This window comes from Pseudomonas sp. ok272, from assembly GCF_900109995.1.
In the GTDB taxonomy this organism is placed as follows: domain Bacteria; phylum Pseudomonadota; class Gammaproteobacteria; order Pseudomonadales; family Pseudomonadaceae; genus Aquipseudomonas.
Genome location: NZ_FOCB01000005.1, coordinates 250,607 through 271,556, shown reverse-complemented (window position 1 = coordinate 271,556; position 20,950 = coordinate 250,607). Strand labels below are relative to the sequence as shown.

General features: G+C 63.7%; 17 protein-coding genes. 9 read left to right on the top strand and 8 right to left on the bottom strand.

Going from position 1 to position 20,950, the window contains the following annotated elements; genetic code table 11:
- The first annotated feature begins 105 nt into the window (after positions 1-105).
- From BMW74_RS10715 to BMW74_RS10690, 6 genes are all read left to right on the top strand, one after another.
- Complete coding sequence (locus BMW74_RS10715) at positions 106-1,182, top strand: putative 2-aminoethylphosphonate ABC transporter ATP-binding protein (RefSeq protein WP_093418420.1); 1,077 nt, start codon at positions 106-108, stop codon at positions 1,180-1,182.
- Positions 1,182-2,906, top strand: a complete 1,725-nt coding sequence (locus tag BMW74_RS10710; protein ID WP_093418416.1) for a putative 2-aminoethylphosphonate ABC transporter permease subunit — start codon at positions 1,182-1,184, stop codon at positions 2,904-2,906. Before BMW74_RS10715 ends, BMW74_RS10710 begins: the two co-directional genes overlap by 1 nt.
- A gap of 48 nt (positions 2,907-2,954) precedes the next feature.
- Positions 2,955-3,980, top strand: coding sequence for a putative 2-aminoethylphosphonate ABC transporter substrate-binding protein (locus BMW74_RS10705; RefSeq protein ID WP_093418413.1), 1,026 nt, complete (start codon positions 2,955-2,957; stop codon positions 3,978-3,980).
- Positions 3,981-4,098: 118 nt separating this feature from the next.
- Complete coding sequence (locus BMW74_RS10700; protein WP_093418410.1) at positions 4,099-5,232, top strand: TIGR03364 family FAD-dependent oxidoreductase; 1,134 nt, start codon at positions 4,099-4,101, stop codon at positions 5,230-5,232.
- Positions 5,232-5,807, top strand: coding sequence for a phosphonate degradation HD-domain oxygenase (locus BMW74_RS10695; RefSeq protein ID WP_093418405.1), 576 nt, complete (start codon positions 5,232-5,234; stop codon positions 5,805-5,807). The genes BMW74_RS10700 and BMW74_RS10695 overlap by 1 nt, the downstream gene beginning before the upstream one ends.
- A 123-nt stretch (positions 5,808-5,930) precedes the next feature.
- Positions 5,931-6,464 carry a hypothetical protein gene (locus BMW74_RS10690; RefSeq protein ID WP_093418400.1) on the top strand — a complete coding sequence of 178 codons (534 nt, stop codon included), beginning with the start codon at positions 5,931-5,933 and terminating at the stop codon, positions 6,462-6,464.
- 10 nt (positions 6,465-6,474) lie between these two features.
- On the opposite strand, the gene BMW74_RS10685 is transcribed toward BMW74_RS10690, so the two are convergent.
- Entirely contained in the window at positions 6,475-7,839 is a 1,365-nt protein-coding gene (locus BMW74_RS10685; RefSeq protein ID WP_093418397.1) for a GTPase/DUF3482 domain-containing protein, read from the bottom strand.
- Positions 7,832-9,202: a DUF2868 domain-containing protein gene (locus tag BMW74_RS10680; RefSeq protein ID WP_093418391.1), complete on the bottom strand. Its 1,371-nt coding sequence runs from the start codon at positions 9,200-9,202 to the stop codon at positions 7,832-7,834. The genes BMW74_RS10685 and BMW74_RS10680 overlap by 8 nt, the downstream gene beginning before the upstream one ends.
- 85 nt (positions 9,203-9,287) lie before the next feature.
- On the opposite strand from BMW74_RS10680, the gene BMW74_RS10675 reads away from it, so the two are divergent.
- The gene (locus BMW74_RS10675) at positions 9,288-9,800 is read left to right on the top strand and encodes a dihydrofolate reductase (RefSeq protein WP_093418522.1); all 513 of its coding nucleotides are present in this window, start codon (positions 9,288-9,290) and stop codon (positions 9,798-9,800) included.
- Between the two features lie 251 nt (positions 9,801-10,051).
- Here the strand turns inward: BMW74_RS10675 and BMW74_RS10670 are convergent, their stop codons facing one another.
- On the bottom strand, positions 10,052-11,443 hold the full coding sequence (locus tag BMW74_RS10670) for an L-cystine transporter (RefSeq protein ID WP_093418386.1): 1,392 nt from the start codon (positions 11,441-11,443) through the stop codon (positions 10,052-10,054).
- Between the two features lie 241 nt (positions 11,444-11,684).
- Here BMW74_RS10670 and BMW74_RS10665 point away from each other — a divergent pair, with 241 nt between their 5' ends.
- Complete coding sequence (locus BMW74_RS10665) at positions 11,685-12,740, top strand: HAD family hydrolase (RefSeq protein WP_093418382.1); 1,056 nt, start codon at positions 11,685-11,687, stop codon at positions 12,738-12,740.
- A gap of 193 nt (positions 12,741-12,933) precedes the next feature.
- On the opposite strand, the gene ilvD is transcribed toward BMW74_RS10665, so the two are convergent.
- The 5 genes from ilvD to BMW74_RS10640 all read right to left on the bottom strand — a co-directional run bounded on the left by ilvD (position 12,934) and on the right by BMW74_RS10640 (position 19,938).
- The gene (ilvD, locus tag BMW74_RS10660) at positions 12,934-14,775 is read right to left on the bottom strand and encodes a dihydroxy-acid dehydratase (RefSeq protein ID WP_093418378.1); all 1,842 of its coding nucleotides are present in this window, start codon (positions 14,773-14,775) and stop codon (positions 12,934-12,936) included.
- 235 nt (positions 14,776-15,010) lie between these two features.
- The gene (locus BMW74_RS10655; protein ID WP_093418373.1) at positions 15,011-16,219 is read right to left on the bottom strand and encodes an MFS transporter; all 1,209 of its coding nucleotides are present in this window, start codon (positions 16,217-16,219) and stop codon (positions 15,011-15,013) included.
- Positions 16,212-17,189, bottom strand: coding sequence for a diiron oxygenase (locus tag BMW74_RS10650; protein ID WP_093418368.1), 978 nt, complete (start codon positions 17,187-17,189; stop codon positions 16,212-16,214). The genes BMW74_RS10655 and BMW74_RS10650 overlap by 8 nt, the downstream gene beginning before the upstream one ends.
- Entirely contained in the window at positions 17,189-18,259 is a 1,071-nt protein-coding gene (locus BMW74_RS10645) for a SagB family peptide dehydrogenase (RefSeq protein ID WP_093418365.1), read from the bottom strand. Before BMW74_RS10645 ends, BMW74_RS10650 begins: the two co-directional genes overlap by 1 nt.
- A gap of 482 nt (positions 18,260-18,741) precedes the next feature.
- Entirely contained in the window at positions 18,742-19,938 is a 1,197-nt protein-coding gene (locus tag BMW74_RS10640; RefSeq protein WP_093418361.1) for a class I SAM-dependent rRNA methyltransferase, read from the bottom strand.
- Between the two features lie 196 nt (positions 19,939-20,134).
- Between BMW74_RS10640 and BMW74_RS10635 the strand changes: the two genes are divergently transcribed.
- Complete coding sequence (locus BMW74_RS10635) at positions 20,135-20,950, top strand: HDOD domain-containing protein (RefSeq protein ID WP_175479193.1); 816 nt, start codon at positions 20,135-20,137, stop codon at positions 20,948-20,950.

Here is a 20,950-nt window from a genome sequence, read left to right as displayed (position 1 = left end):
AACCCAAATCCCCCAATACCACTATCGGCCGTTTTTGCCTCACTGCCACATGACGGACGCATTCGCACCCTAGCATGGCCGTCATCTGCTTGATGAGGTGCGTCCATGAACAGTTCCATCGCCACTGCCCTGACCAACCCCGGCATCCCGATGCGGGTGCGCGGTATCGAGAAACGCTTCGGTGCCTTTACCGCGCTGGACAACGTGTCGCTGGACGTCAGCGCTGGCGAGCTGGTGTGCCTGCTCGGGCCATCGGGCTGCGGCAAGACCACCTTACTGCGCTGCATCGCCGGCCTTGAGCGCCAGGATCGTGGCGAACTGTACTTGGGCGAGCGCGATGTTTCCCGGCTGGCCCCCCAGGCGCGGGACTACGGGATTCTGTTCCAGTCCTACGCGCTGTTCCCCAACCTCAGCGTCGAAGCCAACATTGCCTACGGCCTGGCCGGCAGCGGTCGCGATGAAGTGCGTAAGCGCGTCGGGCAGATGCTGGAGTTGGTCGGCCTGATCGGCAGCGAGAAGAAATACCCCGGCCAATTGTCCGGCGGCCAGCAACAGCGCGTGGCCCTGGCCCGGGCCCTGGCGCCGGCGCCCTCGCTGTTATTGCTGGATGAGCCGATGTCGGCCCTCGACGCCCGGGTCCGCGAGCACCTGTGCACCGAGCTGCGCCAACTGCAGCGCAACCTGGGCATCACCACCCTGATGGTCACCCACAACCAGGACGAGGCCATGCTGATGGCCGACCGCATCGCCGTGATGAACAACGGCAAGGTCGAGCAGTACGCCACCCCGCAAGACATCTACAACCGCCCGGCGACCCCGTTCGTTGCCGAGTTCGTCGGCCAGGGCAACTGGCTGCCGTTCCAGCGCAGCAGCGACAGTCACGCCAAGGTCGGCGGGATGCACGTGCGCCTGGCCGACAACAGCGCCAAGGCGGCCTCGGGCAGGCTGTTCTGCCGCCCGGAAGCAATCAGCGTCAACCCGCTGGTGCATGAGGAAAACCTGTTCCCGGCCAAGGTTCGCGAAATCACCTTCCTCGGTAATCGCTGCCGGATGAGCTTTGAACTCAACCACCTGCCAGGCCACGCCTTGCTCGCCGAACTGGCGCCCGAAGCCATGCCGCGCCTCGGTGCCCAGGACATCATGGTCGCCCTGCCGCCGCGCAGCCTGCAGGTGTTTGCCTGATGAGCGCGCAGATCGCCCTGCCGATACCGCACAAGCAGGTTCGGCAGACCACCCGCGCCGAGATCGGTGACCGGGTGTTCGTGGTCGGCGGCAAGCTGTTGCTGCTGGGCCTGCTCAGTGTCGCGGTGTTGATGCCGCTGCTGGCGATCTTCTGGCGTGGCTTGAGCAGTGACGCGGGGCAGGGCGGTGGCCTGGTCGCGGCGCGCGAGCTGGTGACCAGCGCCAACTTCCACTGGCTGTTGGGCAACAGCCTGAAAGTGTCCCTCAGCGTGGCGGCCATCGTCGTCCCGCTGGCCTACCTGTTTGCCTACGCCCTGCAACGTACGTTGATTCCCGGCAAGTCGATCTGGCGCGGCCTGTCGCTGTTGCCGTTGATGGCGCCGTCGATGTTGCCGGGCATTGCGCTGGTCTACCTGTTCGGTAACCAGGGCCTGTTGCGCGGGTGGCTGTCGGACAACATCTACGGCTTCTGGGGCATCGTGATCGGCGAGGCGATCTACACCTTTCCCCACGCCCTGATGATTTTGCTCTCGGCCCTGTCCCTGGCCGATGCGCGGCTGTTCGATGCCGCCTCCAGCATGGGCGCCAGTCCGGCCAAGGCGTTTCGCAGCATCACCTGGCCGGCGACGCGCCAGGCGGTGTTCGCCGCGTTCTGCCTGGTGTTCACCCTGACCATCACCGACTTCGGTGTGCCCGTGGTGGTCGGGGGCGACTATCAAGTGCTGGCGCTGGAAGCCTACAAGGCGGTGGTCGGCCAGCAGCAGTTCGGTCGCGGTGCGCTGATTGGCATGGTGCTGTTGGTGCCGGCGCTGTTGAGCTTTGGCGTCGATGCCTGGTTGCGCCGCCGCCATGGCGATTCGATGAGCGGCCGCGCCCAAGTGTTCCAGCCGGCGCCTTCCAGGTTGCGCGACGGCTGCTACCTGGCCATCGTCCTGTTGATCTGCGCCGCGCTGCTGCTGGTATTCGGCATGGCGGTGTACTCATCGCTGGTGAAGTTCTGGCCGTACAACCTGTCGTTGTCGCTCAAGCACTACCAGTTCGGCGACACCGCCGGCGGTGGCTGGCTGGCCTACGGCAACAGTGTGCGGATGGCGTTGTGCACGGCGTTGATCGGCAGCGTGCTGATCTTCACCGGCGCCTACCTGATGGAGAAAACCCGTGGGCAGCGGGGCCTGAACCTGGTGCTGCGCATGCTCAGCTTCGTGCCGATGGCAGTGCCGGGCTTGGTCCTGGGCCTGGGCTACGTGTTCTTCTTCAACCTCAACGGCAACCCGCTGCATGTGCTCTACGGCACCATGACCCTGCTGGTGGTGTGCACCATCGCCCACTACCTGACCACCGCGCAGATGACCGCCACCACCGCGCTGCGCCAACTCGATGCCGAGTTCGAGGCCGCCGCGTTGTCGCTCAAGGCGCCGCTGTACCGCCATTACCTGCGCGTCACCGTGCCGATCTGCCTGCCGGCGCTGCTGGACATCGTGCGCTATCTGTTCGTCTCGGCCATGACCACCGTCTCGGCGGCGATCTTCCTCTACAGCCCCGACACCATCCTCGCGGCGGTGGCGGTGCTGAACATGGACGACGCCGGCAACGTCGGCGGCGCGGCGGCCATGTCGACCCTGATTCTGTTCACCTCGGCGGGCGTGTCCCTGCTGCTGGCCTGGGCCTCGCGCGGCTTGCTGCGTCGCTCCCAGGCCTGGCGGCAGACCGCGCCCGGCAACTGAGAACTCATCCAACCACCCCTCTGATCCGCACTTAAAAGGAACCGCACCATGTTCAAGCCCCTGGCTCTTGCCGCTGCCGTCCTCACTGCTTTCAGCCTGAATGCGTTTGCCGCGAAAACCGAGTTGACCGTCTACACCGCCCTCGAAGCCGAGCAACTGAAGACCTACAAGGAAGCGTTCGAGAAGAGCAATCCGGACGTCGAGATCAAGTGGGTGCGTGATTCCACCGGCATCATCACCGCCAAGTTGCTGGCCGAGAAAGCGCGCCCGCAAGCCGACGCGGTGTGGGGCCTGGCCGCCTCCAGCCTGGCGATCCTCGACCAGCAAGGCATGCTGCAAAGCTATGCGCCCAAGGACCTGGACAAGATCGGCGCCAACTACCGCGACGCCGCCAATCCGCCGGCCTGGGTTGGCATGGACGTGTGGGCCGCGACCATCTGCTTCAACACCGTGGAAGCCGAGAAACAAGGCCTGAGCAAGCCCGTGAGCTGGCAGGACCTGACCAAGCCTGAGTACAAGGGCAAGATCGTGATGCCGAACCCGGCGTCGTCCGGCACCGGTTTCCTCGACGTCAGCGCCTGGCTGCAAACCTTCGGCGAGCAGCAGGGCTGGGCCTACATGGACGGGCTGCACCAGAACATCGGCCAGTACGTTCACTCCGGTTCCAAGCCGTGCAAGCTGGCGGCCGCCGGTGAGTTCCCGATTGGTATCTCCTTCGAATACCCGGCCGTGCAGTTGAAGCGCCAGGGCGCGCCGCTGGACATCATCCTGCCGAAGGAAGGCCTGGGCTGGGAAATCGAAGCCACCGCCGTGATCAAGGGCACCCCGCATGCAGAAGCCGCGAAGAAACTGGCTGACTTCTCCGCCAGCGCGGCGGCGATGGACCTGTACAAGGAAAACTTCGCGGTCCTCGCCCAACCGGGCATCGCCAAGCCGCAGACCGAGCTGCCGGCCGACTACGAGCAACGCCTGATCAAGAACGACTTCGCCTGGGCCTCGAAGCACCGCGACGAGATCCTCAGCGAATGGCGCAAGCGCTATGACGGCAAGTCCGAGAAAGTCGCGGCCAAGTAAGGTCTCTATTGGCTGACAGGCCTCTTCGCGAGCAGGCTCGCTCCCACCGTTGGAATGCATTTTCCCTGTGGGAGCGAGCCTGCTCGCGAAAGCGGTCTCGAACTCAGGACATCACTTCATGACTCACCACAGCGACCTATTGATCATCGGCGCCGGCATCCTCGGCCTGTCCCACGCCTACGCGGCGGCCCGGCGCGGTTTGAAGGTCACGGTTTTCGAGCGCACGGCCACGCCCCTGGGCGCGTCGGTGCGCAACTTCGGCCAGGCCCTGGTCACCGGCCAACCGCCGGGGCCGATGCTCGAACTGGCCAAGGCCAGCCGCGAGATCTGGGGCCAATGGGCACAACGGGCCGGCGTGCAGCTCAAGCGCAACGGCTCCTATCTGTTCGCCCGCACCGAGGCCGAAGAACACCTGCTACACACCTTCTGCGAAGGCCGGGCCATCGAGCACGGCTACCGTGTCGAGTTGCTGCGTGGTGCAGCCCTGCGCGACCTGTACGGCGGCCAGTTCAGCCATCACCGGGCGGCCTTGCATGGGCTGGACGACCAGCAACTGTATTCCCGGGAAGCGATCCCGGCCCTGATCGACTACCTGCGCCGCGAACTGGGCGTGACGTTCCACTTCTCGACCCTGGTGCGCGATGTCGAACCCGGCCGGGTGCACAGCACGGCGGGCAGCTTCAGCGGCGAACAGATCATCGTCTGCTCCGGCCACGACTATCAGACCCTGCTGGCCGAACCCATCGCCGCGCTCACGCCGCAGACCTGTCGCTTGCAGATGCTGCGCGCCAAGCCAGTGCTCGACCTCAATCTGCAACACGCGCTGCTCACCGGCTTGAGCTGCGTGCACTACGGCGCCTTCGCCGACTTGCCCGAGGCGGCGGCGGTGCAGGCGCAGATCCTGCGGGAGACACCGCACCTGCACGAACACGGGATTCACCTGTTGATCAGCCCCACGCCCCACGGCGAGCTGATCATCGGCGACTCCCATCATTACGCCAGCGATCCCTCGCCGTTCAATGCCGAGCAGGTGGATGACTGGATGATCGAGCTGGCCGAGCACACCCTGGGCTGCAAGGTGCAAGTGGTCGAACGCTGGCAGGGGGTCTATGGTGCCCGGGGGGCGCAGCCGTTTTCCTTCTTACAGGCGGCCCCGGGCGTCCATGCCGCGCTGATGCACAGCGGCGTGGGCATGAGCGTCGGGCCGGCGATGGCCGAACGCAATATCAGGACTTTGTTGGGAGAGCATTGATGGAGCACAGCGCACAGGTCGTCGCCGAGGTCTTTGCCTTGTACGAACGTTTCGGCGCCAGCGATTACATTGGCGAGCCGGTGTCACAGATCGAGCACATGTCCCAGGCCGCCGAGCGGGCCATGGCCGAAGGCTTCGACGATGAAGTGGTGTTGGCGGCGTTCTTCCATGACATCGGGCACATCTGCACCGAGGGCGCCGCGCACATGGACGGCTTCGGGGTGGTCAGCCACGAACGCCTGGGCGCCGATTACCTGCGGCGGATGGGCTTTGGCGAGCGCCTGGCGCGGCTGGTGGAATACCACGTGCAAGCCAAGCGCTACCTGACCTTGACCGAGCCGGGCTACTACGAACGCTTGAGTGAAGCCAGCCGCCGGACGCTGGAGTACCAGGGCGGCGTGATGACGGCGGCCGAGGCGTTGGCGTTTGCCCAGGACCCGTTGTGCGCGGTGAGCGTGCGCATGCGCCACTGGGATGAACAGGCCAAGGACACCGGCGTGCCGCTGCTCGACCTGGCCGTGCTGAAGGCCAAGGCACTGGCCCTGCTGGCCAAGGAGCGGATTCAACTGGCGTAACGCGATTAAGCCCGAGGGACGTTGGGAAAGTCCTGACAGGGTGCGCCTGACGCAGGTCATGGAACGCGGGGCCGTGGATCGCTAATGTCCAAGGCTCACTCAACTTGGCAAGGAATGCTGCTGATGCGCTACTTAAAAGTCACTGCCCAGGACAGGACCGGCAATGGTCGGGCGGACTCGGTTCTGCTGGAGTTTTACGAGCAGGTCGGCCGCCCCGGCGAAGACAGGCTGGTGAACAAAGCCTTCGCCGTCGATTTCGATGCGGACGGCAAGGTCGATTACAAAATGGGCGATGTCACCCACAACGGTAAGGAAAACTCCGCCGACCAACGCTTGTTGTACCGCTTCGCCAACAACTACCTGAAGCTGCGTTGGTTCAACCGGGGGGCCGCGTGGGGTCGTTATCTCAAGGTCATCGCCGAGGACTTCCATGACGATGGTGCCCCCAACGTGGTGCGCCTGCAGTTGCACGAAGGCAGCGGCATGACCAGCGAACGAACCCTCAGCGCCTGGCATGCGGCCTTCGACAGCAACAATGACGGCGAGATCGACGCCAGTGTCCAAGGCGATGTGAACCACGACGGGCTGATCGACAAGGCCGACGAGAAACTGGTCCGCGTCCTGGCCGCGACCTACTTGAAGTTTCGCTGGTACTGAACCCCAGGCGCTACAACTGCTGCGCCAATCCTTCGATCTGCTCTTGCCGCTCGGCCTGGCTCAACTTCGGCTGGGGATTGAGTGACGACCATTGCGGATGCGCCCGGGCCTTGACCAAGGCTTCGGGCAACTTGCCTTCGCGCCAGCTCTTGTCTTGTGGGGTGGCGACCTGGACGCTGTCCATCGCCGCATGCCCGCGTTGGTTCAGCGCCTGCACCAGTTGCCGCTGACGCAATGCCAACAGGCGCAGCACGCTGTCATCGACGGTCAGCTCGCGCTGGCCCTTGATCTTGCCCAGTAGACGGCTGCCATAGCTGCGCGCGGTTTGTAGGGCGCCACCGGCAATCGCCCCGGCCAGTGCCGCTGCACCGAGGGTCAGGCCGCCCACCAACAGATCGACGCCCGCGCCGGCCGCCGCCCCGGCCGCTATCCCGCCGCCGACCCGCACCCCCAGTTGCTTGAGGGTCTCGGGGTTGAACAGGTCATCGCCCCAACGGCCATCCAGCAACGGCAAGTCGCTGGCGGCGGCGTCCTGTGGGCGGAAGGCGTAGAGCTTGAGCAGCGCCTCGACACAGCGTTGTTCACGCTGGCGCACGGCCTTGCGCAGGTCGTTGATCGCTTGCTGCTCTTGTTCGGCATCGCTGGCCACGCTGCGTCGGCAGGCGGCGCAGTCGATCAGCAGCTCGGCGATCAACCGCGCTGCGCTTTGCTGGCGTGCCTGGCGTTGCGCCTGTTGGTCAGCGATCAAGCGTTCCAGTGGCTCGCGTGCGCTCTCCATCATCAACGCCAGGCTTTCGTACAGCCGGCGCTCGCCATCTTCGGGTGGGGCGACGCTGTCGAAGCGCACCAGCGCATGCAGCCCCAGGCGCGCCAGGGCTTCGCGCCAGTCGGGTTCGCGGTGGTTGGCGCTGCTGACAAAGTTCAACACCGGCAACAGGGGCTTGCCGCAACTGGCCAGCACTTGCAGTTCGTCGCGGTACTTGGCCAGCACCGGCTCACGGGCATCGATCACATACAGCCCGGCGTCGGAGGCCAGGAGCTGGCGCAACACCTTGGCTTCTTGCTCGAAGCGTTGGCGTGCTTCGCTGCCCTCCAGAAAGCGCGCCAGCCGGGCCGGGCCATCGAGGCGTTCGCCGGGGCGGTCCAGGCGTTCGAGGTAGTCGAGCAGGGCGATGGCGTCTTCCAGGCCCGGGGTGTCATAGAGCTCCAGCAGGGCTTCACCCTCCACCGAGAGCCGGGCGCCTTCGACATGGCGCGTGGTGCTGGGGCGATGGGACACTTCGCCAAAGCCCACGTCCCGGGTCAGGGTGCGCAGCAACGAAGTCTTGCCGACGTTGGTGTGGCCGACCACCGCGAGTTTCAAGGGTTTAGTCATGGCCCGTCTCCAACCAGTTCAGTGGCGCGCAATCGGCGAAGGGCAGCTCCAGTTGATGCAGCGCGGCATGCCAGTCACCCAGGCGCTCGGCGTCCAGGGCCTGGCCGGGCGGTGCTTGCAACAGCCAGATGCGCGTGGCGCCGGCGCAGCGGGCGAGTTCGCTGATCAGCGCCAGGCTGCCACGGTCCGGCGAACGTCGCGGGTCGCAGGCAATGGCCAGGCGTGCCGGCGGGAAGCGGGTCAGTTGTTCCAGCAGGGTGTGCCGGGACTCGCGGCTGTCGAGAATGCCCGCGTCTTTCACCCCATTGGGCAAGGGCGGCGGCCAGGGGCGCTGGTCGTCCAGCTCGATGGCCACCAGCAACGCGCCGTCGCTGTGTTGCGCGCTGCTGGCGCTTTCGACCTGATGCAACTGGGGCGGCGCGACGTCGCTGACCCCCAGGCGCTCGCTGCTGGGCATCAGCGGTTCGCGCAGTTGGGCGTAGCCCGGCAGGTTCAAGTCCAGGCCCAAGCGACCCTTGCCGGCGTGCCAGCGCCATAGGCACCAGAGCGCCAGCAGCAGGCGCGGCAGCACGCCGTACACCAGCAACACGCCCACCAGCCAGGTGGCCCAGGCGTGCCGGGCGCTCTCGATGTTCAGGGCGCTGTCGCCACTGGCGCGGATCATCTCCACGCTCGGCACATTGAACCCCAGCAGGGCCGGCAAGGCGCCGAGGGCCTGGGTCATGGCGACGAAGGTGTCGCTGGTCAGGAGGGTGGTTTCCCAGACAAATCCGTAGCGCCGTGTCGCCATCAGCGTCAGCACGATGGCCAGGGCGCTGAGCATCGCCAGCAGCCAGAGGCCATTGATCAGCAGACCAAGGACCCAGCGATTGAGCTTGCGCCGTTGCAGCATCAGCAACAGGGCCGGCGCCAGGTGCGCGGCCTTGGCGTCGCGGGCGAGCTTCTCGCTGAGCCACAACCACAGGCGCCCCAGCGTCGCGCCGTAGTCGCCGGCGAACACCAGGCCGCTGGCCCAGCTCAGCAGCAGAATCAGGTTCAACCCCAGCAGGCTGCCCAGGGCCCAGAACACATTGACCGGCGCCAGGCCATCGCCCAGCGCGGCGAACCCCAGGCCGGCGCCGCTGATCAGCGCCAATGCCGCCAACACGATCAGCGCCAGGCGTGCCCCTTGCAGCCAGTGCTGCAGGGCGCGGGTCAGGCCGTCGCGCTCGGCCAGCCACAGGGCGCGCGCCTTGATCCGGCTGGGCAGATCACCGCCCGCGTTGCGGGCCAGGCGATTGGCTTCGGCATCCTCCAAGGCACCGGCGTGTTCCTCGCGCAGGCGGATGGTCTCAGTCAGCCAGAGTGTGTGCAGGTCGGTCACGCGTGATCCCGTCGCTTGTGTGAGTGCTGAGCATAACCGCTGTGGCGGTTATCGGGGTATGCGCGGCTCTGGTATCCTCGCCGGCATGAACAATACACTCCCCCTCAGCCTGATCGCAGCCCTTGGTGAAAACCGCGTGATCGGCGTCGACAACAGCATGCCCTGGCACTTGCCGGGGGATTTCAAGTACTTCAAGGCGACCACCCTCGGCAAGCCGATCATCATGGGGCGCAAGACCTGGGACTCCCTGGGGCGCCCGCTGCCGGGCCGCTTGAACATCGTGGTCAGCCGCCAGGCGGGCCTGGTGCTCGACGGCGCGGAAGTCTATCCCTCGCTGGACGCCGCCGTGGCGCGGGCGCAGGCGTGGGCCCTGGAACAGGGCGTCGATGAGCTGATGTTGATTGGCGGCGCGCAGTTGTATGCCCAGGCCCTGGCGCAGGCTGACCGGCTGTACCTGACCCGCGTGGCATTGAGCCCGCAAGGCGATGCGTGGTTTCCGGAGTTTGATCTGGCGCAGTGGAAGCGGGTGTCGAATACGCCGGTGGCGGCCGAGGGCGACAAGCCGGCCTATAGCTTTGAGGTGTGGGAGAAAGCTTAAACGCTTCGCGGGCAAGCCTCGCGCCTACGGATAAATGACATCAACCCGTAGGCGCGCGGCTTGCCCTAATGCCAGTCAGTTAAGCGAAACCCGCGTGGGAGCGAGCCTGCTCGCGATAGCAGTAGGTCAGTCAACGGAGATGTTGGCTGTGTTGCCGTCTTCGCGAGCAGGCTCGCTCCCACAGGTTTGGCGCCTTAACTGACTGGCATTAAGGCTTGCCCGCGAAAGTGACTTATCTGACGACGCCAGGATCAAGCGTGCGCCAACGCCTCATGCTCATCGGCATCCAGCAGCGCCTTGTCGGTCTGCTGCATGATCTGGCTGGTGATCGCGCCAGCGGTCATCGAACCATTGACGTTCAATGCCGTGCGGCCCATGTCGATCAGCGGCTCGACCGAGATCAGCAGCGCCACCAGTGACACCGGCAAGCCCATGGCCGGCAGCACGATCAGCGCGGCGAAGGTCGCACCCCCACCCACGCCGGCAACACCGGCCGAGCTCAAGGTCACAATCGCCACCAGGGTCGCAATCCACAGCGGGTCCAGCGGGTTGATGCCGACGGTTGGCGCTACCATCACGGCCAGCATGGCAGGGTACAGACCGGCACAGCCATTCTGGCCAATGGTCGCGCCAAACGAGGCGGCGAAGCTGGCGATGGACTGCGGGATCCCCAGGCGACGGGTTTGTGCCTCGATGCTCAGTGGAATGCTGGCGGCGCTGGAGCGGCTGGTGAAGGCGAAGGTCAGCACCGGCCACACCTTGCGGAAGAAGCGCAGCGGGTTGATCCCGGCCAGCGACAGCAGCAGGCCATGCACCACGAACATCAGGCCCAGGCCCAGGTACGACACCACCACGAAGCTGCCCAACTTGATGATGTCTTGCAGGTTGGAGCCGGCGACCACCTTGGTCATCAGCGCCAGCACGCCGTAGGGGGTCAGCTTCATCACCAGGCGCACCAGGCGCATCACCCAGGCTTGCAGGGTGTCGATGGCGTTGATCACTTTCTGGCCTTTTTCGACATCATCCTTGAGCAGTTGCAGGGCCGCGACCCCCAGGAACGCGGCGAAGATCACCACGCTGATGATCGACGTCGGCTTGGCCCGGGCCAGGTCGGCGAATGGGTTCTGCGGGATGAACGACAGCAGCAGCTGCGGCACGTTCAGGTCCGCGACCTTGCCCGCGTAGTCGCTCTGGATGGTTTGCAGGCGCGCCATTTCCTGGGTGCCGGCCACCAGGCCTTCGGCGGTCAGGCCGAACAGGTTGGTCAGGCCGATGCCGATCAGCGCCGCGATGGCGGTGGTGAACAGCAGGGTGCCGATGGTCAGGAAGCTGATCTTGCCCAGCGACGTCGCGTTGTGCAGGCGGGCCACGGCGCTGAGGATCGAGGCGAACACCAGCGGGATCACGATCATTTGCAGCAGTTGCACATAACCGTTGCCCACCAGGTCGAACCAGCCGATGGACGCTTTGAGCACCGGATCGCCGGCACCGTAGACCGTGTGCAGGGCAACGCCGAACACCACGCCCATAACCAGTGCCAGCAGGACTTTCTTGGCCAGGCTCCAGGTGGTGTGGCGGGCCTGTGCCAGGCCCAGCAGCAAGGCAAGGAACACCAGCAGATTGAGGATCAGCGGCAGATTCATCGAGACTCCAAAAAAGGTGTGTGCCAATCGCGTGGCGCGGCGATTGCGAACCGGCGAGCCTAACAGCTTGATATCCAATGATTTAATACCAAAAACGCATGACAACTGTCGTTTTTGGAATAAGGCGGTGACGCTGTGGGTTATGCCGGTGACGGAATCAGCACGCAGGCGGTCGTCCTCAGACGAGGAGCGTCACACTAATTTGTTAGCGTCGATGACTTTCATTCAGGGAGAAACGCACATGAAAGTCGCCACGAAAGTGTTAGCCGTCGCCATGTGCCTGGGCTTTGCTAGCCAGGTGTTCGCCACCGATCTCAAACATTGGCCCGAAGCGCAGGCCAAGCAACTGGACGCGATGATTGCGGCCAACGCCAACAAAGGCAACTACGCGGTGTTCGACATGGACAACACCAGCTACCGCTACGACCTGGAAGAGTCGTTGTTGCCGTACATGGAGAACAAGGGCCTGATCACCCGGGACAGCCTCGACCCTTCCCTGAAACTGATGCCGTTCAAGGACACCGCCGACCACAAGGAAAGCCTGTTCAGCTATTACTACCGCCTCTGCGAAGTCGACGACATGGTCTGCTATCCGTGGGTCGCCCAGGTGTTCTCGGGCTTCACCCTCAAGGAACTCAAGGGCCACGTCGATGAGCTGATGGCCTCGGGCAAGCCGGTGCCGAGCACCTACTACGAAGGCGATGTGGTCAAGAAAATCGACGTCAACCCGCCGAAGATCTTCACCGGGCAGGCCGAGCTGTTCAACAAGCTGATGGAAAACGGCATCGAAGTCTATGTCATGACCGCCGCCTCTGAAGAGCTGGTGCGCATGGTCGCCTCCGATCCGAAGTACGGCTACAACGTCAAGCCGCAGAACGTGATCGGCGTGAGCCTGTTGCTCAAGGACCGCAAGAGCGGCGAGTTGACCACGGCCCGCAAGCAGGTCACCGCCGGCAAGTATGACGAGAAAGCTAACCTGGGCCTGGAATTGACCCCGTACCTGTGGACACCGGCAACCTGGATGGCTGGCAAGCAGGCGGCGATCCTGACCTACATCGATGAATGGAAGAAGCCGGTGCTGGTCGGCGGTGACACCCCGACCAGCGACGGCTACATGCTGTTCCACGGCGTCGATGTGGCCAAGGGTGGCATTCACCTGTGGGTCAATCGCAAGGACAAGTACATGACCCAGCTCAACGGCATGATCGCCAAGAACGCGGCGGCCCAGGCCAAGGAAGGTCTGCCGGTGACCGCGGACAAGAACTGGGTGATCGTCAAGCCTGAAGACATTCAGTAAACCAGCCAGGTCCAATCAGGAAACCAGCCAGGTCCAATGTGGGAGCGAGCCTGCTCGCGAAGAGGGCGCATCAGTCGATAGTGATGTCGGCTGACTGAGCGCTTCGCGAGCAGGCTCGCTCCCACAGGTTATTGGGTCGGCCATAAAAATGCCCCGCACTTGGCGGGGCATTTTTTATGGCGGCAATCGCGGCTTACAGCCCGTCGAGCATCGCCTTGTTGCGCACGGCACCCTTGTCGGCGCTGGTGGCCAGCAGGGCGTAGGCTTTCAGGGCGGTGGTCACTTTGCGCGGACGCACTTCAACCGGTTTCCAGCCCTTCTTGTCCTGCTCGGCGCGGCGCACGGCCAGCACCTCGTCGCTGACCAACAGGTTGATCGAGCGATTCGGGATGTCGATCAGGACCTTGTCGCCGTCCTGCACCAGGCCAATCGCGCCGCCGGCGGCGGCTTCCGGGGAAGCGTGGCCGATGGACAGGCCCGAGGTGCCGCCCGAGAAACGGCCGTCGGTGAGCAGGGCGCAGGCTTTGCCCAGGCCCTTGGACTTGAGATAAGACGTCGGGTAGAGCATTTCCTGCATGCCCGGGCCGCCTTTCGGGCCTTCGTAGCGGATGATCACGATGTCGCCGGCCTGCACTTCGTCGGCGAGGATGCCGCGCACGGCGCTGTCCTGGCTTTCGAAGATCTTGGCGTTGCCTTCGAACACGTGGATCGACTCGTCGACGCCGGCGGTTTTCACCACGCAACCGTCCACGGCGATGTTGCCGTACAGCACGGCCAGGCCGCCTTCCTGGGAATAGGCGTGCTCGACGCTGCGGATGCAGCCGTTTTCGCGGTCGTCGTCCAGGGTTTCCCAGCGGGTCGACTGGCTAAACGCAGTCTGGGTCGGGATGCCGGCAGGGCCCGCCTTGAAGAAGTGATGCACGGCTTCGTCGGTGGTCTGGGTGATGTCCCACTTGGCGATACCTTCGGCCATGGTCGCGCTGTGCACGGTGGGCAGGTCGGTATGCAGCAGGCCGCCACGGGCCAGGGAGCCGAGGATGCTGAAGATCCCGCCGGCGCGGTGCACGTCTTCCATGTGGTACTTCTGGATGTTCGGCGCGACCTTGCACAGTTGCGGCACGTGACGGGAAAGGCGGTCGATGTCCTTCAGGTCGAAGTCGATCTCGGCTTCCTGGGCGGCGGCCAGCAGGTGCAGGATGGTGTTGGTCGAGCCACCCATGGCGATGTCCAGCGTCATGGCGTTTTCGAACGCCTTGAAGTTGGCGATGTTGCGCGGCAACACCGACTCGTCGTTGTCGCCGTAGTAGCGCTTGCACAGCTCGACGATGGTGCGGCCGGCTTGCAGGAACAGTTGCTCGCGGTCGCTGTGGGTGGCCAGGGTGGAACCGTTGCCCGGCAGTGCCAGGCCGAGGGCTTCGACCAGGCAGTTCATCGAGTTGGCGGTGAACATGCCGGAGCACGAACCGCACGTCGGGCAGGCGCTGCGCTCGTACTCGGCCACTTTCTCGTCAGAAGCGCTGGCGTCGGCGGCGATGACCATGGCGTCGACCAGGTCCAGGCCGTGGCTGGCCAGTTTGGTCTTGCCCGCTTCCATCGGGCCACCGGACACGAAGATCACCGGGATGTTCAGGCGCAACGAGGCCATCAGCATGCCTGGGGTGATCTTGTCGCAGTTGGAGATGCAGACGATGGCGTCGGCGCAGTGGGCGTTGACCATGTACTCGACGGAGTCGGCGATGATCTCGCGGCTGGGCAGCGAATAGAGCATGCCGTCGTGGCCCATGGCGATGCCGTCATCGACCGCGATGGTGTTGAATTCCTTGGCGACGCCACCGGCGCGTTCGATCTCGCGGGCGACCAGTTGGCCCAGGTCCTTGAGGTGGACGTGGCCCGGAACGAACTGGGTGAACGAGTTGGCAATGGCGATGATCGGCTTTTTGAAGTCGTCATCTTTCATCCCCGTGGCGCGCCACAGTGCGCGGGCGCCGGCCATGTTGCGGCCGTGGGTGGATGTTTTCGAGCGGTAATCAGGCATGGAGCACTCCGGGCGGCAAATCAGGTGTCAAAAGGGGAGTGAGCTTCTATTGACCTTGGGAACACTCAGAAATGGCCGTGTGTCCGAAAGTTGCCGATGACAGTACGGGATCGCCGCGTGACTCAGCTTGAGCTCATAAACCCGCCGGGGGATGACTGGCGATGAATCGCTCGATTCTACACCGCTGGCGCCAGGAAGGAATGCCGGGAAATGCCGAACCAGGGCTTGGCGGGGCTCAATCACGCAACAAACCGGTCGCGTGTCGGCGGGTCAGGGCGTTGAGCGCCAGGGCGATGAGGCTCAGGACGATGAAACACACCGCCAGGGAAACGTACAGGTTGGCGCCGGCCAGGTTGATCAATGCGCTGATCAAACCACCGACGAGCAAGACCAGCGTGTTGCCGGCCGCGGCCGCTGCCCCGGCATTGTCGCTGAACAGGTCCATGGCCTTGGACGTCGCCGCGGGGCGGACGAGGGTGGTGCCGGCGGTGCAGATGATCATCGGCAGCAACACCGTGAGGGCCGACAGGCCCCCGTGTTGGGACAGGTAGAGCATCACCGCGCCGGACAGGAAGATCAGGCCAAGGCCGAGCATAATCTGGGTGTCGGCCTGGACGCGCCTGGCGAGCAAGGCGGCCAGCAGGCCGCCGCCCATGTAGGCGGCGCCATAGGCCAGCAAGATCAGGGAAAACGCGTAGGTCGTGAGGCCCAGGTGCCCCATCAGCAACAGCGGTGAAACAACGATGAAGGCGAAGTGGCAGGCGAAGGCCAGGGCCGCGATCAGCCACCAGGCGATGAAATTGCAGTCGCCGCACAGCCTTCGGTAGGCCTGGAACAGGTTCGCAGGCGACGTCGTGGCCTGCACCGGCGGGTGCTCCAGAAGGCGGCAGGCGTTGAGCAGTACCGCGAGCGCCAGCGCGATGAACACCAGGAAGCTGCCCGGCCAATCCAGCCACGCCTGCAGCACGCTCCCGGCCAGCGGCGACAACGAGATGAACAGACCGGAGGCGGTCACCATCAGGATCCGCAGGCGCTCGCGCTCGCGCCCTTCGAACAGGTCTTGCACCAGCGCCTGGGACAGTACGAAGCAGCCGCAGCCCAGCGCCTGGATCAGGCGAAACAGCAGGAACCCGGCGTACTCGGTCGATAGCACGCACCCCAGGGCCCCGATCATCGCTACCAGCAGGCCGGCCAGCAGCAGGCGCTTGCGTCCGAGGCTGTCCGACAGTGGGCCAATCAACAGTTGGGAGACGGCAATCCCGACGGCGAACAGGCTGATGGAGAACGCGATGTCGCCCGGCTCGACGCGAAAGTGCTCACCGAGTGCGGGGAACGAAGGCAGCAGGACATCCAGGGGAAACACCCCGAGCACGGTCATGCTCAGCAGCAGGCCGACCACGCCCCGGCGTCTCTGGTCCTGGGGGGCGGGTGTACGCCTAGCCATCGATCAGCCCGGCCTTGATAAAGAGCCGCTGGTTGTAGGGCAGGTTGAAGAAGCCGGCTTTTTTCAGCGCCCCCAGCGTCGCCTCCGCACCCGAGCGGGCACGCTGGAGCATCATGTCTTCTCCGGCATGGGCATTGATGATCTCGGTGATCGAGGCTGAGGGCAGATTGACGCTTTGCAGGCTCTTGCTCAGCCATTGCTCATCGATCTCGAAAAACACCTGGATGGCGTCCAGCAGGAATCTGGCGGTGAACAGGCGTTGCCGGTTGTTCAGCGTCAGCCACAGGTAGCTGAACACCTCGCAGAAATAGCGACTGTGCCGCGCCTCGTCCGCCAGGTGATCGGTGAGCATCTGTTGCACGCTGGAAACCAGGCTGTCGCGGGGCACACTCAGCAGCTCCCTGGCGATGATGGTTTCCGAGATGAATCCCAGCAGGAACCAGCCATGGGCTTTATAGGACTCATGGATGTTCTCGATCAGGGCCAGCAGGCGCTCGATCCGGCGTGGTGTGGCGGGGCGATAGGCAATCGCGTAGCGCCGGGCGATCTGCTCGGCCAACTGATTGGAAAACAACGCGTGGTAGCCCTCGTCGGTATATAGCTGGAGGGCGGCGGTTTTCATTCGTTCCGGGATGATGATGCCGAGTTGGCGATGGATGAGGGTGGCGACCGAGCGGTTGACGACCTGCAGTTCCAGCACGGTGGTGTAGTCGAGGAAGTACACCAGGTGATTGGCGGTCAGCCGGTGCCGGATCGATGGGGCGGCGCCAGCGAGGGTCGGGTGTCTGAGGTAGGGCAGGAAGGCCGGGGGAAACCAGTCCCGTGTTTCCAGTTGCCGTTCGATGTCGTCTTCCAGTTGGTAGGTGGACGGGCTGCTTCTCACCGAGGCTTTATGGTGCCAGTCGCCGAGGGTGAAGCGATGGGTCGTGGCCGGCGACGAGTCGTCTGGCGCATTGAGGGGGGTGCTCATCAGCGAAGGTCCTCGATGTCGATCAGGGCTTGGAGTTCCTTGCTCAAGGCCTGCCCGTCCCCCCGGCCGCAGCCGACAAAGAACAGCACTTGCTCGGTGCTGCGCTGCAACCCCAGCAGGGTTTCGATCCGATCGTCCATCAGGGCGCCGGTCAGCCAGGTACTCAGCCCGAGTGCAGTGGCAATCAGTTGAAACGTCTGGGAGATGTGGCCCGCTTCGACGTACGCCATGCGGTAGGCTCGCGAGTGGGCATATTTCCACCAGAGCGCATCGAAGCGGGCGCTGATGAACAGGCCCAAGGGCAGTTCATTGATGAAGTGTTGGCCACACAGCAGTTGCCCCAGCGGGTCCTCAGGCAGTGGGTTCACCAGGCTCAGGGCATGCTCTGCGCTGTGGTAGCAGTAGAGGCCTGGCGCCAGGTCATTGACATTGCGCACATAGATGAAGCCTTCACAGGCGTTCAGTCCACCGCCTGAAGGGCTGCTGCGCCGGGCACCAAGCCCATGCGGGCTGGCCGCCTCGCACTCGCGTTCCTTGAGGTGGCCCAGGGAGAAATACAGCAGGGTGCCGAGGTCGGTGAGCGACAGCGCGTCACCGCTGAAGGTGCGGCTGGTCTTGCGGTGCAGCAGGGTGTTGACCAGGGTATGTCCCTGGGTGTCGTTGGGTGCAGGCAACGCGATCAGTTCGGATGCCGGCCATGTTCCGCGCCGGGCGATGGGGGCGGGCGTGGCCAGGACCTCATTGCAATGATCCAGGTACTGCCTTGACCATTCATGCGCATCGTTGGGGCGGTGTGCGCAGGGAATGTTCTTGGTGCCGATATGAAAGATCTTTGAAAGTTCATCCCATCCCCACTCGGTGTCGGGTGTTTTGCTCGTGGTCAGTATGTTGCTGTTGATGAAGTTGTCATCGATTTCATCGAGGGGGCGGTAAGCCTTGGGGTGTTCTATTAGTTGCAGGAGTCGACGGGAATGTTGCGGGTCAAGTTCGTACTGGGTGTGATCCTTGTAGTTCCAGACAACCAAATAGGGGGGGCGGGCGAGCATGAATAAGTGCGGGTTTATATGCATGGTGTAGGGGCAGGACTCTGAAGTTGGGCCATGAAGGCGCTGGAGGGCCGGCGCTCCCCAGCGCCTCGGTCGCTTAGCGGGCTTTTGGTGTTACCAGAAGGGCCAGGTTGGCGATCGTGTTGGCTTCCAGATAAATAGCGTTCATGGCAGTAACTCCTTGTAAGGTTCTGTAAGTGTATGTTTGGCAGTCCGTGTCGCCACAGGATGACGGCTTTTTACAGCGTAGTTTGGTTTTAACTTACATCAAGGCGAAAACGAGTAGGACTTCTCTAGTAAGGTTGTAGGAGGGATCTAGCTTTTTAAGTTGTATGTAATAAGTACAATGTCTATCTGACAGGCACGAGGAAACATCCTGCAAGTTGATTGGACTGCAAGAGTAGGAGGATTCAGGTTTTGTCTGTTGAAAGTGGCATGCAGGTGATGAGCGAGGGGCCGTCAAGACGTGGCGCAGGGCCGTCGGGCCCCGCGCCAAGCCGGCACCCTTAGCTGTTAGGCAGCAGGCGGCAGGTGATGCTCTTGATGTAGCGGGTTTCGGCGATGGCCGGGTGCACCGGGTGGTCCGGGCCTTGACCGCCACGTTCCAGCAACTGGATATTGCGGTCCAGGTGGCGGGCGCTGGTGAGCAAGATGTTCTGCAGGTCATCTTCAGGCAGGTGCATCGAGCACGACGCGCTCACCAGGATGCCGTCCTTGTTGAGCAGGCGCATGGCTTGTTCGTTCAGGCGACGGTAGGCACCTTCACCGTTCTTCATGTCTTTCTTGCGTTTGATGAAGGCCGGTGGGTCGGTCACGATCACGTCGAAACGCTCTTCGCTGGCCTTGAGCTCTTTCAGGGCTTCGAACACATCGCCTTCGATGCAGGTCATCTTGTCGGCGACGCCGTTCAGCGCGGCGTTGCGCTCGACACCGTCGAGGGCAAAGGCCGACGCATCGACGCAGAACACTTCACTGGCACCGAATGCGGCCGCTTGCACGCCCCAGCCGCCGATGTAGCTGTACAGGTCCAGTACGCGCTTGCCTTTGGCGTACGGGGCCAGGCGTGCGCGGTTCATGCGGTGGTCGTAGAACCAGCCGGTCTTTTGTCCCTGGATCACCGGCGCTTCGAATTTCACGCCGTTTTCTTCCAGGGCGACCCATTCCGGCACCAGGCCGAACACGGTCTCGACGTAGCGGTTGAGGCCTTCGGCGTCGCGGGCTGCGGAGTCGTTCTTGAACAGGATGCCGCTTGGCTTGAGCACTTGGGTCAACGCGGCGATCACGTCGTCCTTATGGGCTTCCATGGTGGCCGAGGCGATCTGCACCACCAGGATGTCGCCGAAACGGTCGACCACCAGGCCCGGCAGCAGGTCGGAATCGCCGTAGACCAGGCGGTAGAACGGCTTGTCGAACAGGCGGTCGCGCAGTGACAGGGCGACGTTGATGCGGTGCACCAGCAGCGATTTGTCCAGCGGCAACTTGACGTCGCGCGACAGCAGGCGGGCGCAGATCAGGTTGTTCGGGCTCATGGCGACGATGCCCAGCGGCTTGCCGCCGGCGGCTTCCAGGATGGCCTGGTCGCCCGCCTTGAAGCCGTGCAGTGGGGTGGCGGCTACGTCGATTTCGTTACTGTAGACCCACAGGTGACCGGCGCGCAGGCGACGGTCGGCGTTGGCTTTGAGGCGCAAGCTTGGCAGGGACATGACGTCGCTCCAGGTGAAAAAAAGAGCGGGAGTATAGCGCGTTGTACCCCAAGGAATGCGGCGTGCCGGATGAAACGTAGCCAGTGGTGTCGGATGATGCTTTTAAGCGGTTAGAATCCACGCTCGCCCAGAGTGAGTCCTTATGTCCCAAGAGCTATCGTCCGAACAGATCCAGCAGGCCCTGCAAGGCATCAGTATTCCGCCTCAACCGCAAATCATGGTGGATTTGCAGATGGAGCAGTACATGCCGGACCCAGACCTGGATGTGATCGCGAAGTTGATCGCCCAGGATCCGGGCCTGTCGGGTGCGCTGTTGAAGCTGGTCAACTCGCCGTATTTCGGGCTGAGCAACAAGATCGCGTCGATCCAGCGCGCGGTGCGGCTGTTGGGCAGTCGCTCGATCATCAACCTGATCAACGCGCAGTCGATCAAGGGCGAAATGACCGACGACACCATCGTCACCCTCAACCGTTTCTGGGATACCGCCCAGGATGTGGCGATGACCAGCCTGAGCCTGGCCAAGCGCATCGGCTCGCAGGCGGTGGATGAGGCCTATGCCTTGGGCTTGTTCCATGATTGCGGCGTGCCGCTGATGCTCAAGCGCTTCCCCGACTACATGTCGGTGCTGGAGCAGGCCTACGCCAAGGCCGGCTCTGAGTGCCGGGTGGTGGACACCGAGAACCAGGCGTTCAATACCAACCATGCGGTGGTCGGTTACTACACGGCCAAGTCCTGGCGCCTGCCGGAACATGTGAGCGTCGCCATCGCCAATCATCACAATGCCTTGACGATTTTCAGCGACGAGTCATCGCACAACAGCCAGTTGAAGAACCTGTTGTCGATCCTGAAGATGGCCGAGCACATTTGTGCGTCCTATCGGGTCTTGGGCAACCAGGGCGAAGACCACGAGTGGAATAGCATCGGGCACCTGGTGCTCGACTATGTCGGCCTCTCGGACTACGACTTCGAGAACCTCAAACAGACGATTCGCGAGCTCGGCGCTCACCACTGA

What these genes read in the sequence shown, in the direction of transcription:
- BMW74_RS10715 (WP_093418420.1), top strand. Translation starts at nt 106, where the DNA reads ATGAACAGTTCCATCGCCACTGCCCTGACCAACCCCGGCATCCCGATG.
- BMW74_RS10710 (WP_093418416.1), top strand. Translation starts at nt 1,182, where the DNA reads ATGAGCGCGCAGATCGCCCTGCCGATACCGCACAAGCAGGTTCGGCAG.
- BMW74_RS10705 (WP_093418413.1), top strand. Translation starts at nt 2,955, where the DNA reads ATGTTCAAGCCCCTGGCTCTTGCCGCTGCCGTCCTCACTGCTTTCAGC.
- BMW74_RS10700 (WP_093418410.1), top strand. Translation starts at nt 4,099, where the DNA reads ATGACTCACCACAGCGACCTATTGATCATCGGCGCCGGCATCCTCGGC.
- BMW74_RS10695 (WP_093418405.1), top strand. Translation starts at nt 5,232, where the DNA reads ATGGAGCACAGCGCACAGGTCGTCGCCGAGGTCTTTGCCTTGTACGAA.
- BMW74_RS10690 (WP_093418400.1), top strand. Translation starts at nt 5,931, where the DNA reads ATGCGCTACTTAAAAGTCACTGCCCAGGACAGGACCGGCAATGGTCGG.
- BMW74_RS10685 (WP_093418397.1), bottom strand. Translation starts at nt 7,839, where the DNA reads ATGACTAAACCCTTGAAACTCGCGGTGGTCGGCCACACCAACGTCGGC.
- BMW74_RS10675 (WP_093418522.1), top strand. Translation starts at nt 9,288, where the DNA reads ATGAACAATACACTCCCCCTCAGCCTGATCGCAGCCCTTGGTGAAAAC.
- BMW74_RS10670 (WP_093418386.1), bottom strand. Translation starts at nt 11,443, where the DNA reads ATGAATCTGCCGCTGATCCTCAATCTGCTGGTGTTCCTTGCCTTGCTG.
- BMW74_RS10665 (WP_093418382.1), top strand. Translation starts at nt 11,685, where the DNA reads ATGAAAGTCGCCACGAAAGTGTTAGCCGTCGCCATGTGCCTGGGCTTT.
- ilvD (WP_093418378.1), bottom strand. Translation starts at nt 14,775, where the DNA reads ATGCCTGATTACCGCTCGAAAACATCCACCCACGGCCGCAACATGGCC.
- BMW74_RS10655 (WP_093418373.1), bottom strand. Translation starts at nt 16,219, where the DNA reads ATGGCTAGGCGTACACCCGCCCCCCAGGACCAGAGACGCCGGGGCGTG.
- BMW74_RS10650 (WP_093418368.1), bottom strand. Translation starts at nt 17,189, where the DNA reads ATGAGCACCCCCCTCAATGCGCCAGACGACTCGTCGCCGGCCACGACC.
- BMW74_RS10645 (WP_093418365.1), bottom strand. Translation starts at nt 18,259, where the DNA reads ATGCATATAAACCCGCACTTATTCATGCTCGCCCGCCCCCCCTATTTG.
- BMW74_RS10640 (WP_093418361.1), bottom strand. Translation starts at nt 19,938, where the DNA reads ATGTCCCTGCCAAGCTTGCGCCTCAAAGCCAACGCCGACCGTCGCCTG.